Origin of the sequence: Hymenobacter mucosus, from assembly GCF_900188255.1 — a bacterium.
In the GTDB taxonomy this organism is placed as follows: Bacteria; Bacteroidota; Bacteroidia; order Cytophagales; family Hymenobacteraceae; genus Hymenobacter; species Hymenobacter mucosus.
The window spans coordinates 176782-192137 of record NZ_FZNS01000003.1; the positions used below are offsets into that span (position 1 = coordinate 176782).

Genomic DNA, 15356 nt, shown 5'->3' on the forward strand with positions numbered 1-15356 from the left:
CGGTACCGCATGTTGCAAACGTATTTCCCATTTTGAAACACAAAAGGGCGTACTTGTATTATTTGCTCTAATAATTAGATGATATGCTAATCAAATCGAGAGTATGGAGAAAGATTAATAATTAAATCATCGGGAGTAAAGTCAGAACAACGAATAATTATACCCGACCCGCTATTTTTGACTCCTATACCTAGATGATAAATCAGTCATCTATGGTCATGACTCTGCTCTTTCACTCTAACCATTTATATGAAAACACTTTTCCGCTCAGGGCTACCTATGCTGTTTTGGCTGGTATTAAGTCCCATTATTCTACTTGCCCAACCGACACTTTCTACAGACGGACGTAGCACAGTTGTGGATAGTAATGCAGGTAGGACTGGAATTACATTACCAGCTATAACTAGCAATAGGAGTCCAAGCTATATCATCACTTCCTATACCCCTAATAACGCAATTGGACAGTTATATTTGAGAGGTAACTCTAATGCACTGGGCACTATTACTAGCAGTTCAAATAGTCCTTATGCTGGCAGTATGATTGTGGCCGCTTCTCCTGCTCCACAACTGGACTTTTCTCCAAATGGCGTAGGTACTGTTATATTTAAAATTAGAGCCAGAGATGTTAATGGTGGTGGGTCTGTTCGATACTCAACTGAAGAAGCGACTTTCGTAATTACGGTAAGCACGCCTCCTACGGCTACCGATATTCAGACGGCTGCCATGCCTAGCAGCGCGGGTTCCACTAGTATCACTGCTTTAACTGCCACGGCAGCTACGGGCAACACAATTACTCAGTACTCGCTGAAAAGCGTGCCTGGTGGCGGTACGCTCTATTTAAATACTACTGCTGTTACGGCGGCGCGTACGTTTACCCCTGAGGAGGCTGGGCAGCTGAAATTTGACCCTTCTGGGACTGCTTCAGGCAACTTCACCTTTACTTACACTGCTACCAACAACGACGGTCTAGAATCAAACACGGCTACGTACACGATTCCGGTGGCAAACGTACCGCCGCAGGTGACCAGTGACGTGGCTACTACTGCGTATAATACCGTTGCCAGCCTGAACGTGTTGAGTAATGATACTGATAGGGATGGTAGCATTAATGCCAGTACGGTAGACCTGAACCCAGACCAGGACGACATCCAAACAGAGCGAGTGGTGGCGGGGCAGGGCACCTTTAGAGTTTCCCCGCAGGGTATCGTGACGTTTACGCCGGCGAATAACTACGTGGGCACCAGCATCATTAACTATACAGTGCGCGACAACCTGGGAGTAACCTCCGACCAAGCCACCATTCGCGTCACGGTAGTAGGCGTCACGGCGGCCTATGATGACAGCAATGAAGTAGAAAAGGGTATTGAGGCGAAGGGTAACGTGATTCTCAACGATGCGGACCCCCGGAACACAGGATTCGATGTAACCCTGGTCACAGATGTTAAGAACGGTAAGCTTACCCTCAATCCTAATGGATCGTACACGTACGTGCCGAATTCTCCCTTCACTGGTACCGACAGCTTTGTGTACCGTGCCTGTGATAAACCTACTACCGGTACTGCCCAGTGTGATGAGGCTACGGTATACCTGAATGTGTATGACCCAGCCGTGCAGTGTATCGCCGCCACTGGTCCCAACCTGCTAGTGAACCCAAGCTTTACTGATGGCAACGTTGGGTTTAATACCAACTACACCTATAAGGCCAACGACCCGAATTCTACAACCGAACTAAACCCGGAAAATACGTATGCCGTGGGAAGTGATGCTAGTCAGTATCACGGCAACTTCCGAGGCAACGGCCTTACTGGAGCTGGCGATAATTTCCTGATGATTAATGCCACCTCGGCCATCCGGACGCTCTACTCCCAAACCTTCCGGGTACAGCCCAACCGCTACTACACGTTCTCGGCTCACTTCAACAACTTAATCCCGACTACTTCCAATATTCCAGATCCAGTAGTAGGCTTCGTGATTAATGGGGCATCTACATCGAGCACGATTTCCGTACCCGAAAACCCCGACAGCTGGGTGAAGTTTACGGACGTGTGGTACTCAGGCGACAACACGACGGCAACGTTTGAAATTCGCAACCTGACGCTGGATGCCAACGGCAACGACGTGGGCATCGACGAGTTGTACTTTGGTACCTGCAACGCTATACCAGTAGCCAACCCCACCGCTACAACGGCTATTGCCAGCAATGCTAGCCGCACGACTATTGCCGCCATGGATGCTGCCGACTCCGACGGCCAGATTGCATCCTTCACCATTGTAACGCTGCCCTCTTCTTCTACCGGTACGCTGTTTGTGAATGGTGCAGCGGCCACAGAAGGACAAAAACTGACTCCCGAGCAAAACGACCAGTTAAGCTTCGCGCCCACTAGCGTTAACGGCAACACAACGTTTACCTTCTACGCCACTGATAATACTGGTTCAGTAAGTAACACGGCTGTTTACACCATCCCAGTTGGCAACACGGCACCGCTGGCCCAAAACATAACCTCTGCTTCCGTATCGAACACGGCTGCTACCACGGCCATCAGCGCCCTGCAGGCTACCGACTCCGATGGTCAGATTACTTCCTACACCATCACATCGGTGCCTAATGCTACGGCTGGTACGCTCTACGTGAACGGTACGGCCTTGACCACTGGTGTGCCTCTAACCATTCCGGCGACTCAAGCCAATACGATTGCGTATGATCCATCGGGCAAGATGGCTGGTAACGTGAACTTCCAGTACTACGCTACTGACAACCAAGGCAACACGTCGAATACGGCAACCTACACGGTGCAGATTGGTAACGAGATGCCCGTAGCGCAAAACCGGACCACTACGCCCATGCGAAATACGGCTGGCGCCACGGCCATCACGCCCCTAGCAGCTACGGATAGCGACGGTACTATTACGTCGTTTACAGTGACGTCCTTACCCGCAAAAGCCGCCGGGGTCCTCCGCCTCAATGGCGTGGATATTACCACTGGTCAAACCCTGCTTCCAGAGCAAGTAAATGAGCTAACCTTCGATCCAGAGCCATCAGCAACGGGCACCCTCACGTTCCGGTACACGGCTACTGATAACCTGGGTGGCGTTTCGGCCCCGGCTACCTACAGCATTCCGTTGGGTGGGCCCTTACCTGTTAATTTGGTTAGCTTCGAGGCCGCGGCAGCAGATGGCAATACGCGCCTGACGTGGCGCACCGCTCAGGAAATTGACCACGACTACTTCGAGGTAGAGAGGAGCTTTACCGGTACTGCGTTTACAAGTGTAGGCAAGGTGCGCAGCCGCCAAGCTTCCACGGCGGGCAGCTCTTACCAGTTTACGGATGCACGCGCTGCCTACCAAGGATATTCGACTGCCTACTACCGCCTCAAGCAAGTAGATACCGACGGTAGCTCCGTGTACAGCCGCGTGCAAACTGTACACTTCAGTGCTATGCAGGAAAACGTTTCCTTCGCCATCGTGCCTAATCCCGCTACCACCAAAGCGGGCCTGGATTTGCGAGCCCTCCCCGCGGGTACATACCACGTGGTGGTGGTAGATGCTACTGGCCGCACAGTACACAGTGCCTCGTACGCGGCCGGTGAGGTAGAGCCTCTGGCCGTGCACAACTGGCCTGCCGGCATTTACACCGTAGTAGCTCGCCAAGGCAAGCTGAAGTATGTGCAGCGCCTAGTAAAGCACTAAGCTCGCGTTGCGCTACCAAAGAAAAAGCCCTTGCCAATTTTGGCAAGGGCTTTTCCTTTGGTGAAAAGGTACTAAGCGGGCCGCATCCAGGTGAAGCCAGCGTTTTACTGTAGGCGAATAGAACCTAGCTCCGTTACCTTATCATTGGTCACCGTAACGTTGGGCTGTACTACGCTGCGGTAGGCTGCCTGCCCAGTGGGTGCAGTGGTAGTAGGGAACAGCTCTACGCGGTACGTGCCCGAGGGAAGATTACTAAGCTGGAAGCTGCCCGAAGCATCGGCCGCCGTGCTGAAGGTATCAGGAACGGTGATGGATGAGCGGATGGCCAGGACTTGGGGCATGGCCGCAGCAGGAGTAGCCGTGCCCCGCAGACCACCCCGTAAGTCCTGCGCTACTACCCGGATAACCGGCTTGAGTAGGTACCGCTCCTTTTTGTCGTTGCCAGGCTTCCAGTTGCCGCGCTCTACAATGGAACGGGCTACGTCAAAGTCGAGTAGCAGCTGGTACGTCTCGCGCTCCTGCAACGACACGTTGTCTAGCTTGAGCTTCACCCCAGACGACTGACCACTTGGCGTTTTCAGGTCGTAGCGCTGACCATCGCGCCCGATTAGGTAGCTGTCAGGACCCAGTAGCAGGCGAATCTCCCTGATGTCGCCGGGCTCAAAGTCGGTGCTCACCAGCAAGGCCGATTTGCCATTCACGTATTCCAGTACGTTGATGGTTTGGGCTTGGAAGGGGAGCAACTGCCAGCCATCGGGGCTGCTAGCATCTTGCAGGTGCACTTCAATCTGGCGCACATCAAGCACCACGCGACTATAGTCGCCGGGGGCGTCCATGAGGCGTACTTCCAGCTTGCTTTGCTGGTTGGCGTCGTTGTCTTTGCTGCAAGAGGCCGTCATGACGGCTAGGGCAGCTAGGGGGAGGTAGCGTAAAAACTTCATAAAAGGGAGTGAGTGGGAGGGGAATGCAGCGCAATACCTGAAGCGTCAGCATTGGCCATAACGCAATAAGTAGGCCAGTTGCTGAGTTATTTGTATTTGTAAAATGTAATATACTTGATTTTGTTATATACAGTACAACCCAATAAGAGGCCCCTGCTTCCTAGTGAAGCAGGGGCCTCTTATTGGGTTGCAAATCTTGAAGTATGCCTAAGTTAGTTGCCTGCTTTGGTGGTATCTGCTTTGGGGGTTTCGGTGGGCGCTTCTTCTACCTTGGGAGCAGTAACTGCTTTCTTGCGGCCCCCACCCAACAGACTGTTGAGTCCTTGTGCTGCTTTTTCGCGTAGGCGGGCTTCTGCTTCCATGCGCTTTTTCTCCAACTCCTGCTGGGCTTTAGCTTGGAACTCTTGCTGCTTACGCTGCAACTCCCGCTGCACGCTATCCTGCGCTACCTTGGCTTGGGCCTGTAACTTAAGCTTGGCGTCGTCTACTTTGGCCTGTACAATGTTGCTTACTAGATCTTTGGCCTGCGCTTTTACGCTGCCAGTAGTCAGCTTCACTTGCGGGTTAGCTACCGTGCCACCGATGTTCAGCCCCAGCGTTACGCGGTCGGTACCTTGCAGATTGGAAACACCCGTGAGGCGGGTCAACTGGCTGTTAAGCTGGTTGCCAAGCTTGCCAGTGGGCACGTTCAAGGCCGTCACGTACTCCAGGTTGCCGGTGCTCACGTTATTAGAGCCACCCACCGTCATTTTAATCTGGCCCACATTCAAATCAAACGGCTTCACAATGAAGTTGCCGTTGATGATTTCGGCGGCTACATCCTTGTTATCTACGGCGAACTTCTTCAGCTCCTGAAACTGCGTGAGCGTGCTAATCTTGGTAAGCACTGCTGAGTTGGCCACAGCCGCCCGCACTACCTCAAACAGGCCCTTGCCAGTGAGGGTGCTGTACTTGGGCATCATATCAGGACCCATTTCTCCGCTCACGTTAAAATTAGTAGAGAAGATACCTTCTAGGCTGCTTGCCAGTGGTACTAGCGTCTTCACGGAGTTAAAGGCCGCAAAGGCGTTCTGGAAGTTGAGGTTCTTGATGTTCAGGCCCAAGTTGAACTTGGGGTGCGCCAAGTCTTTGCTGCTATAGCTGCCAGTAGTAGCAAAGGTGCCGCCCAGGGTGTTGAAGGTGAGGTCGTTTAGCAACGCCGTTTGGTCGCGCACGGTCACGGTGCCCTGCATGTTGTCGAGCTTGAGGTTGTCGTACACTACCTGCTTGACGTGGGTGTTCAGCACCAGGTCGAACTCCTTAGGAATCTGTAGCACTCCGTCGGCCTTGGTAGTGGTGGTGGGCGCCTTGGTAGCCGCTACGGCACCGGCCGTGGGCTTCTGCGACACCTCATCTACCATCCACTCGTTCACATTAAAGCGGTTGCTGTTCACCGTGAGGTTGCCCCGCAAAGGTTGACCCGGCACGAACAGGTAGCCCATGTAGTTGCTGATGGTGCCCGAGGCAGCAATATCGGAGGAGCCCACAAAACCGGCCATGTTCTGCACTACTATCTTATCATTGTTGAAGGTAGCAGTGGCCTGGGCCACCTTCATGCCCTGAGGCAGATCGGGGCTTTTGTAGGTGACATTTTGCGCTTTCACCGTGCCCGAGGCCACCACGGTCTGGTAGCGGCCGGCTTCAATATCGGCCATGTTTCCTTTGGCGGCCACATTACCGCTGAGGCGGCCCGTTACCGTCATACCTTCCAGCGGGAAGATTTTGGTGAGCTTTGTTAAGTCTACCACGCCCTTCACGTCGGTGTCGAAGCGCAGCTTGTCTACGCCTTGGGTAGCCACGCGGCCCTCCAGTGGCTCGCCGTCCAGCAGCATCCGAAACCGGGGGATGTCTACGCGAGTATCATTGAGCTGGCCCGTGGGGTTGGTGACGGTACCATTCAGCGTCAGGTTTTCAATGGGCGCCGGAAACTGCTTCGACTTTACGTAGCCGTTGGTGAGGTTCATTTTGGCTTGCACCACGGGCATCTGCGTGCTAGAGTAGGTGCCCTTAGCGGTGCCGTCCACAAACAGCTTGCCGCGGAGCAATAGGTCTTGCACCGGGTACACTTTCATCATTTCGGCCAAGTCCACGTTGGCTTTCACGCGGCCATCTACTTTCATGGGCTCCAGGCCATCAATGGCTACGTTGCCATCAATAGGGTTGCTGCCCAGGTCGAGGTGAAATTGCTTCACGTTCACTTTCAAGTTGTTGGTGAAGCCCGAGGGGTTGTCCACGGCCATGTCCACGTTGATGTTGCGGGCCGCCTGTGGTAATTGAGGGTAGTGAAACATGCCATTTTTCACTTGCAAGTTCACGCCGTAGCCGGGCATCTTCACCTCGTTTTGCACGCCTTTGAAGTAGCCGTCAAAGGCTACTTTACCCGTGGCTTCCATGTCCTTGAACTGCTCGGTGTAGGCGCCAGGCACCAAGCTCAGAATGTTCTTGAAATCGGTTTCTAGTGCTTTGAAGGTCAGGTCGTACGTAATGTCGGTAGCGTTGGGCAGACCAATGGTGCCTTGAAAGGTGGCTGGAAAATCGTTCAGCCTCACCTTGTTGTCTTTGAACGTAAACAGCATCTTGCCCAGGTCCATGGCAAGGGTTACGTCGGCGTCCAGCTTCTTCTTTGTGATGTACTCCGTGCCGGCGTACTGCATGGAAAGCTGCTCGGCGGTGGTTTGGCTTACCATGTCAAACACGTTCTGCTCAAAATCGCCGGAGCCCGTGTGGTTCACGCCGCGCATCTGCATGGCAAAGGGAATGGTGAGGTCCTCGTAGCGCAGGCGTCCCTGGTTTATCTGCCAGCCTTTGATAGCCAAGCTCACCGCCGTGGTATCCTGCCCCTGGGCTGCTGCCGCCGAATCAGACACGAACACGTCCCAGTTGGCGCGTCCGCTTTTCAGTACCCGCAGGCTTAAGTCGGGCTGCTCAAGGGTGACGTTCTTAATCTTGATTTGGTCGCCGCTGATTACGCTCATCAAGTCCAGGCCCACATCAAGCCGGGGAAGGTAGGCCAAGGTGTCGCGGGAAAAGGAATCTTGGCCGATGATGCGCAGCTGATCCAGGCGAAGCGACAAGTTAGGGAAGGTGCTAAGCAGTGTCACGTCCACGTTGCCGGGGTCGTACTCCACCTTGGCCCGCACGCGCTGGGCCAGTTGCTTATCAAACTCCTGCCTGATTTTATCCTTAAATAGGAAGGGCGCCGCGGCCAGAGCCACTACCACCACGACCACGAAAATCAGTAGCCCAATGAGAATCTTACGCATAATTGTGAGGAGAAAAGAAAAGGAGCGTGATGAGTCGGCGGCTCGTGCCAGGGTGCTGCCCCGGTGCCGGGCGCAGGTAGCGGCTAGGATACTCGTGTAAAGCAGCTACTTGGCAGGGCAAACACGTTGCCAGGATGCTCGCAAAAGTAGAACGGAAACCTACCTTGCTGGGCAAATACTCCCAACAATGGTAGGAGCGGCGCTTATGGAAAACAAACTGTTCAGATGTAGGAGGAAAAATTTGCTGCTTTTAGTTCCGTCTGCTACTGCCACCTTGCACCAAAGTCCCGGCATTGGGCGTTAAGAAACCTGCTTATGTGCTTACGCCTACCCCACTCATCATTCCGTTTTGCGCGCCCAAGCAGCTGGCTCGCGCTAGGAGCCCTTGCTAGCCTTGGGGTGCATAGTGCTGCCCAGGCACAGGACTTATACTTTGCGCAGCCTTATGCCAACCGGATGTATCAGAATCCGGCCTACGCTGGCCTACTCGACGATTATAGCATCACACTCAGTTACCGCAACCAGTTTCCGACCCTAGCCGGCACGTTTCAGACCAGCCAACTAGCCGCCGACTACCGCCTGCGCGATCCTAGGAGTGCCGTTGGTGTTCTGATAAACTATGACCGCACGGGCGGCATTGGCTATACCCGGTTGCAAGCGGGCGGGGTCTACGCCTACCATGCCCGCCTGACCGAACAGCTAGCCTTGAGCGGCGGTGCATCGGTAAGCTATGGCCTGCAACGCGTGAGCTATGGCAACCTCATCTTCGGCGACCAGCTCACCGACGACGGCGTAGTTGGCTCGCAGAGCCTGGAGGTGCGCGACTATCAACCTGTGCACTACTTTACTGCGGGCGTTGGGGGGGTACTATATGCTGAGCGTTTCTGGCTGGGGGCTTCCGTACACCACATCAACCAGCCCGATCTGGGCTTTATAACCCAGTCCATCTTACCTATGCGTCTGAATTTGCAGGGGGGGTATAAATACTACTTTCTTAAGTCTAGCGTTAAGGGAGAGTCGCGCGAAGTAAGTGTTGCGCCCACGGCTTCCTATACCTACCAAGGAGGGTCGCAGCGGGCGGAGGCTGGGTTGTACTTCACGACGACGCCTATCACAGTGGGAGCAGTGTACCGGGGCATCCCGTTGCCGGGATCTAGCCACCCCCAACAAGTACTTACGGCTATTGCCGGTGTTAGCGTAGGAAGTTTTCGGCTCGGTTATAGCTACGACATGAGTCTCAGCCAGTTTAGCGCCGCTGTAGGAGGGGCGCATGAAATTTCTTTGAGCCTCCGGGAGTTTGATGCACTGGAGGCCGCGTGGCGCCGGTTAAAGCGCCGAAATTACCCGTTGGTTCCTTGCCCCGCCTTTTGAAAATTTGTATTATTGCACCCGACTTGCCTTGTCTAAAACGTTTTCTCACAGGTAGTTTCTACTTCATCATGAATTTTTCCAAGTACCTGCGCTTTGCTGTAGTAGGCGCCTGCGCGCTAGCAGCCTGCAAAGGCGGCCCGCCCACAGCCACGAAACCCGGTAAGTACAGCTCGACGACGGGCATTGAGTACAACACTGAGGAAGGGATGAAGGTAGCTGACTACCAAGGCATCCCGGAGGGTCCTGGTCTGGTCTTCATTGAGGGTGGCCGCACAGTGCTGGGCTCTCAGGAAGAGGACGTAACCATGAGCCACGACAACATTGAGCGGACGGTAACCCTGGCCTCGTTCTACATGGACGAAGCGGAGGTAGCCAACATTCACTGGCTCGAGTATTTGCACTTTGTGCGTAAAGACTCTGCTGAGGAGTTCTATCAGTCGGCCCTGCCCGACACTACAGTGTGGGCCCGCGAGTTGTCATTCAACGACCCCTACGTAGACTACTACCTGCGCTACCCCGGCTTCCGCTACTTCCCCGTTGTAGGCGTGAGCTGGTTGCAAGCAAACGACTATTGCACCTGGCGTACGGCCAAAGTAAACGAGCGCCTAGCCGGTGACGCCGATGATAGTGGTAGCAGCGGTGGCGGTGGTCTGTTCGGCCGCAAGAAAAATAAAGGTGCTGCTGCCGAAGGAACTTCCGAAGATGGCGGTGCAACCAAAATTGCTATTGAGAACGGCAACACCCTGCCGAACTACCGCCTGCCCACGGAGGCAGAATGGGAATACGCTGCTCAGGCACTCGTTGGTACCCAGGAAACTGGCAACGAGAACCAGGAAAACAAGCGCATTTACCCTTGGGATGGTCGTCAGGTGCGTAACCCCTACGGTGGCAAGATGGGCCAGTTCCTCGCTAACTTCAAGCGCGGCCGCGGTGACTACGCCGGTATTGCTGGCTCACTGAACGACGGTGCTATGATTACGGAGTACATTTACTCCTACCCACCAAACGACTACGGCCTGTACAACATGGCTGGCAACGTAAATGAATGGGTACAGGACATCTACCGTCCGCTGTCGTTTGAAGATGTAGAAGACCTGAACCCCTTCCGTCGTAACGGCTTCTTGGACCCCTCCGAGCGCTACGACAAGAAAGGCTACCAGTCCCTCATCGACGACCACGTGCGCGTGTATAAAGGAGGCTCTTGGCGCGACGTAGCTTACTGGCTCTCGCCCGGTACGCGCCGCTTCATGGCGGAAGACTCAGCCACGGCTACCATTGGTTTCCGTTGCGCAATGATCAACGCTGGCTCGAACCGATAGTCTAGTTCGTGTAGAAAAACAAAGAGGCCGTTCTCCTTGAGAGAGCGGCCTCTTTGTTTTGGCGGCGGTCCTAGCCAAGCCTTGATGGATGGCAGACCTTGTAGTGAAACGTCTGGTTATCTATCGGCAGAGGCAATGGTGGCTATGCTGACCTCAAAGGCCCCAGCTGCTAGCAAGGCGGCGGCGCAGGCTTCCAGGGTAGCGCCGGTAGTCAAGACATCATCTACTACTAGAACGCGTTTGCCGAGGACGCCGCTTGTATCGGCCACTTCAAAAACAGCCGCTACGTTTTGCCAGCGCTGAAGTCGGTTTTTGCGCGTCTGAGAGTCCGTATAACTAGTGCGACGGAGTGCAGCTGCGTGCCACGCGCAACCTAAGCTAGTGGCTAACCCTTCGGCAAAGCTATCTGACTGGTTGTAGCCGCGCTTGGCTAGCTTCCGCGGGTGCAAGGGCACCGGCACAATCAGGTCGAACGCGGAGGCAAACCCAGCTTCGAGAAGCTCGTGGCCGTACCAGCGGCCTAGCACGCGGCCCACGTCCTGCTGGCCCTGGTATTTCAACTGGTGTAGTAAATGCTGCACACGGCCGTGTCGTAGAAACCGCAAGTAGCTAAGCGAATGGCGGACAGGAAGCTTACCCCAGAACCGCTGCGCCAGCGGGTTCTCCGCAATGGGCAGCTTGTGATAATCGGTGTAGGGTAGTTGCGCGCGGCAGTCGGTGCAGATATGTTCCTCTCCCCGCCCCAGCGACGCTTCGCAACCCAAACACACCCGCGGGAAGATCAAAGAGAAGAAGTCGGTTAGGACTGCTGGTAGGGGTAGCATAACGGGACAACTACAGTGGGTAGGCACCCACGAGGTAAAGAAATAGATAACGCTACGGATATGCTTCTGACGGAAATAGGTCCTCGCAGTGGGTTGGGTAGAACTTCTCCTTAATTTTAAGGTTTTAACCTGAATCCGCCAAGGCTATCTGCTACCTATACACTAGGGAAAGTTGCCGGCGGAATAATTGACACTCAGGGTGTCAATTGTTTCTTTTCCAACCAGTTTACCTCTCCATGTCACTCGTAACCGAATTCAACGACTACCGTCAGCGCATGAACGAAAAAATCTTGGCGGCTGATAATAAGGTCATCAAGCGTTTCTTCAACCTCGACACCAACACGTACCAGGAAGGCGCCCTGAACGTGAAAACCAAGGAAATTGTGGGCTTGGCCTGTTCCATGGTGCTGCGCTGCGACGACTGCATTAAATACCATTTGGGTAAGTGCTTCGAGGAAAAGCTGACCGACGAGGAAGTGTATGAGGTATTTGCCATTGCCAACCTCATCGGAGGTAGCATTGTAATTCCGCATTTCCGCCGGGCCGTAGAGTACTGGGAAGCGCTGAAGGAAGAGGCGGCTTTGCCAGCACCACCCCACGCGGAACACAGCTCCTAAGGGATGTTGAACCCAGAAGAAACCGAGGCGCAGTTTGAACAGCGCTGGTGGGAGCTAATGAACCAGATGCGGGAGCGTTTCGGCAAAAAGCCCGATCTAAATGCCTTGCTTTTGCTTATTGGCGTGCAGGAACTCGGGCAAGGTGCTGGTCCGTTTACCAAAGAGCAGAAGCAGGACTTAATGCACATTGCTACCTGCAAGCTGTTCAGCCTTAGTGGCTATTACGAGCTGGAAACGGTGGATGCTGATGGGTGGCCTCACTACCGCCTGGTGCGCCCCGTGCCCTTCGCCAACCTGAAAGAGCAGGAACGCATGCTCAAATGGCACATGCTGGAATACTTTGACTTAGAAGATGCTGAAGGGTAAAGGCTTCAAATACACTTTGGCTTAAGCAGGTAGTTCAACACAAGAAAGCAAGTGAAAATAATTTCTTACAACGTGAACGGGCTGCGTTCAGCCCTCAGCAAAGGCTTGCTAGAGTGGGTGCGCGAAGCGGATCCCGATGTGCTCTGCCTGCAAGAAATAAAGGCCGGGCGCGAACCGCTGGACGTGTCAGGGTTTGCAGCTCTGGGCTACCATGCCTACTTGCATCCGGCTCAAAAACCGGGGTATAGTGGAGTAGCCACCTTCTCGAAGCAACAACCCTTGGCCGTGGTAGAAGGCTGTGGACAAAGTATATACGACACGGAAGGCCGTGTACTGCGCCTCGATTTTGCTGATTGCGCGGTGCTGAATGTCTACATGCCCTCGGGCACGAGCGGACCGGAGCGCCAGGCTTTTAAGGTAGCGTGGCTGCATTTCTTCCGGCGCTACGTGCGCGAGTTGCAAGCTGCCGGTGCCCCGCCTTTGGTTATTGGGGGTGACTTTAACTGCTGCCAGCGGGAAATTGACTTGCATAACCCTAAGGCCAACCAAAATAGCACCGGCTTTACCCCGGAGGAACGGAAGTGGTTTGCCGATTTGCTTCAGGACGGCTTTACGGATAGCTTTCGGCACCACCACGGCGACGCCACGGGCCACTATTCCTGGTGGACCTATCGGGCGGGTGCCCGCGCCCGCAACGTAGGATGGCGCCTTGACCATTTACTAGTGGATACGGAGCTGGTGCCCCGCGTTCAGGAAGCTCACTTGCTACCCGATATTGTGCACTCTGACCACTGCCCCGCTCTGTTGGTATTTAACTCTTGATTGAACCGATATCGGGCACGCAACAGGCCCACTGCTACTCGTAGCGGTGGGCCTGTTGCGTGCCTATCTGCTGGGTTACGTTGCACTGCCAATCATTTCGGCTACCTCACGCCCCGTGGCTATGGCAGCGTTCAGGGAAGGATAGGCGGTGTAGTCACCACACCGGTATAGGTGTTCTTCCACTTTGAGTGCTTGGCGAGCTGGCTGTCCGGCGGAATATACGGGTAGGGCGTGTGAGATAGGATAGGTGCGCAAATGACGCCAGGTAGCTGCCTCGGGACCAAACCAAACCGTAAGTTCTTGGCGCAAGCGGGCCGTAAGCTCTTCTTCGCTAAGCATATGCTCGCCCTGTGTACTCACTGAAACGAGTGTTTGACCAGTAGGCGCGTAGTCTGGCGCTACATCGGAGGGGAAGCTGACGTTGTGCGCCAAAACATTGTGGGCCGCATTCAGGCGTAACACCTTGTCGGCTCGGCCGGGAGAATGGGCGGCGGCAAAGTAGGTGCACGTGGTATGTCGCCAAGCGGGGGCGCTGGCTTCGGAAACGGAGGCGGGTAGCAGCCGGGCCGCGGCGGCTCCATCAACGGCCACTACTACAGCTGTTGCCTCAATGGTTTCATCGGTCCAGAGCCGAACGGTGGTGCCCTGCACGGAGTCTACGGGCGTATTCAGGCGCACCGAGCCGGCGGGTAAGCGCTGGGCTAGCTGCTCGGGAATCTGTTGCATTCCCAGGGCTGGAACGGCCGCCTCGCCCTGCACAAATTGCTGAAAAACAAACTCAAAGAAGTTAGCGGCCGTGCTGAGTTCCCGGTCGAGGTACACTCCTCCGAAGAAGGGCCGGAAAAACAAATCAATGATCTGCTCGCTCCAGCCATAACTACGCAGGAACTCAAGGGTAGTCTGGCTATTGGTGGAGTTGCGGCTGATGAGCTGGCCGCTGGCATACTTGCTGACGTGTCGCACCAAGCTCAAAATGCGCAGTTTATCCTCCAAGGTGCCAATGGGCGAGGTAAGCGCCGAAAAAGCTGCCGTTGGCTTCTGTAAGGGATTTTGCAACGTCGTCTGGCGGCCATCGGGCAAACGAATGACGGCTCCCGAGGCAAAAGCCTTTAATTGCAGCGCCCCGTAGTCGATGAGGTGCTGCACCTCCGGGTACTTGGTTAGCAGAATCTGGAACCCCCGGTCGAGGCGGAAGCCATCAGGCGTCACGTCGGTGCGCACCCGGCCGCCTACCGCGTCGGCAGCTTCCAGCACCAGCACGTGGTGGCCAGCCCGGTGGAGGTAGCAGGCGCAGGCCAAGCCAGCCATGCCGGCGCCAATAATAACGATGGGTTTTTCAGCAGTAGTCGTCATATGCTGCCCAAACTGCAAAACCGCCGCGAAGGTTAGGGGTAGCCTTAAAACAGTGGCTTCCGCTTCTTCATAATCTTGCGGGTCTTCATCGTCCAAAATTCGGCTACGCCAGGCCGTTGCAGGGTGGCGCGCCACACGCCCATGCCCTGTCCCAGTTGGTAACCCGTTGCCTGATCCTGCGGATACCGTTGTTTGATAAGCGCTAGGTCTGCCGGAGTAATATCTTGGCCTGGTGCCCCGTGGCAGCGCAGGCACAGCGCATCTTGCAGCACTACCACCCGCTGGTAGGTAAAAACCTCCGAGCTGGGGCGGGCTACGCGTCGGGTGGTATCGGCGGAGTTTACCTCGGCGGCCGCTAGTGCTGCCCGGTGCGCCGGGTTGCGCGGGCGCGCACTGTACCAAGTTAGCTTTGCTTGCAGCACCTGGGCCAGAGAATCGGTAGTTGGGAGGGAATCGGGGTTGCAGTAGGGGAGGGCGGCTGCTACGCCACCCGCCGCAAGTTTCTGCGCCAGTACCTGCCGCAATTCCCGGTCGGCGGTACGGGTAAGCGAGTCGCCCGCCCAGCGAGTTGCCCGGAGCAGGTCGGCGGGCATAATGCGCTTTACCTGCTGGTTTTCAGCCTCCACGGCCAGTTCCTTGGTATTACTTAAGTGCTCAACCTGATCGGGGCGGCAGGCAGTTGTGGCTAGCAATAGTAAGGTGGCGGGAAGAAGAAGACGCATGGCAGGTAGCAGAAGGGATAGTGCAAAGGGAC

11 protein-coding genes are annotated in these 15356 nt (G+C 55.1%); 6 read left to right on the forward strand and 5 right to left on the reverse strand.

Going from position 1 to position 15356, the window contains the following annotated elements; translation table 11 throughout:
* Positions 1-723: 723 nt before the first annotated feature.
* On the forward strand, positions 724-3687 hold the full coding sequence (locus tag CHB83_RS07965) for an Ig-like domain-containing protein (RefSeq protein ID WP_179225484.1): 2964 nt from the start codon (positions 724-726) through the stop codon (positions 3685-3687).
* 104 nt (positions 3688-3791) lie between these two features.
* Here the strand turns inward: CHB83_RS07965 and CHB83_RS07970 are convergent, their stop codons facing one another.
* Together CHB83_RS07970 and CHB83_RS07975 are read right to left on the reverse strand one after the other, a co-directional pair.
* On the reverse strand, positions 3792-4628 hold the full coding sequence (locus tag CHB83_RS07970) for a DUF4382 domain-containing protein (protein ID WP_089332238.1): 837 nt from the start codon (positions 4626-4628) through the stop codon (positions 3792-3794).
* Between the two features lie 212 nt (positions 4629-4840).
* Entirely contained in the window at positions 4841-7930 is a 3090-nt protein-coding gene (locus CHB83_RS07975) for an AsmA family protein (protein ID WP_089332239.1), read from the reverse strand.
* Between the two features lie 315 nt (positions 7931-8245).
* On the opposite strand from CHB83_RS07975, the gene CHB83_RS07980 reads away from it, so the two are divergent.
* Positions 8246-9301, forward strand: coding sequence for a PorP/SprF family type IX secretion system membrane protein (locus tag CHB83_RS07980; protein WP_089332240.1), 1056 nt, complete (start codon positions 8246-8248; stop codon positions 9299-9301).
* 68 nt (positions 9302-9369) lie between these two features.
* The gene (locus CHB83_RS07985; protein ID WP_045689245.1) at positions 9370-10620 is read left to right on the forward strand and encodes an SUMF1/EgtB/PvdO family nonheme iron enzyme; all 1251 of its coding nucleotides are present in this window, start codon (positions 9370-9372) and stop codon (positions 10618-10620) included.
* A gap of 116 nt (positions 10621-10736) precedes the next feature.
* On the opposite strand, the gene CHB83_RS07990 is transcribed toward CHB83_RS07985, so the two are convergent.
* Complete coding sequence (locus CHB83_RS07990; protein WP_089332241.1) at positions 10737-11444, reverse strand: ComF family protein; 708 nt, start codon at positions 11442-11444, stop codon at positions 10737-10739.
* A gap of 236 nt (positions 11445-11680) precedes the next feature.
* On the opposite strand from CHB83_RS07990, the gene CHB83_RS07995 reads away from it, so the two are divergent.
* The 3 genes from CHB83_RS07995 to CHB83_RS08005 are packed head-to-tail and all read left to right on the forward strand — an operon-like array spanning position 11681 to position 13249.
* Positions 11681-12061 (forward strand): carboxymuconolactone decarboxylase family protein, encoded by a 381-nt coding sequence (locus CHB83_RS07995; RefSeq protein WP_045689247.1) that lies wholly within the window; start codon positions 11681-11683, stop codon positions 12059-12061.
* 3 nt (positions 12062-12064) lie between these two features.
* Positions 12065-12427, forward strand: a complete 363-nt coding sequence (locus CHB83_RS08000; RefSeq protein WP_089332242.1) for a hypothetical protein — start codon at positions 12065-12067, stop codon at positions 12425-12427.
* A gap of 51 nt (positions 12428-12478) precedes the next feature.
* Positions 12479-13249 (forward strand): exodeoxyribonuclease III, encoded by a 771-nt coding sequence (locus CHB83_RS08005; protein WP_045689249.1) that lies wholly within the window; start codon positions 12479-12481, stop codon positions 13247-13249.
* Between the two features lie 75 nt (positions 13250-13324).
* On the opposite strand, the gene CHB83_RS08010 is transcribed toward CHB83_RS08005, so the two are convergent.
* Both CHB83_RS08010 and CHB83_RS08015 read right to left on the reverse strand, forming a co-directional pair.
* A complete protein-coding gene (locus CHB83_RS08010) occupies positions 13325-14602 on the reverse strand; it encodes a protoporphyrinogen/coproporphyrinogen oxidase (protein ID WP_143437045.1) in 1278 nt (425 codons plus the stop codon).
* A 44-nt stretch (positions 14603-14646) separates the two neighbouring features.
* Positions 14647-15324: a c-type heme family protein gene (locus CHB83_RS08015; protein WP_089332243.1), complete on the reverse strand. Its 678-nt coding sequence runs from the start codon at positions 15322-15324 to the stop codon at positions 14647-14649.
* Positions 15325-15356: the final 32 nt, after the last annotated feature.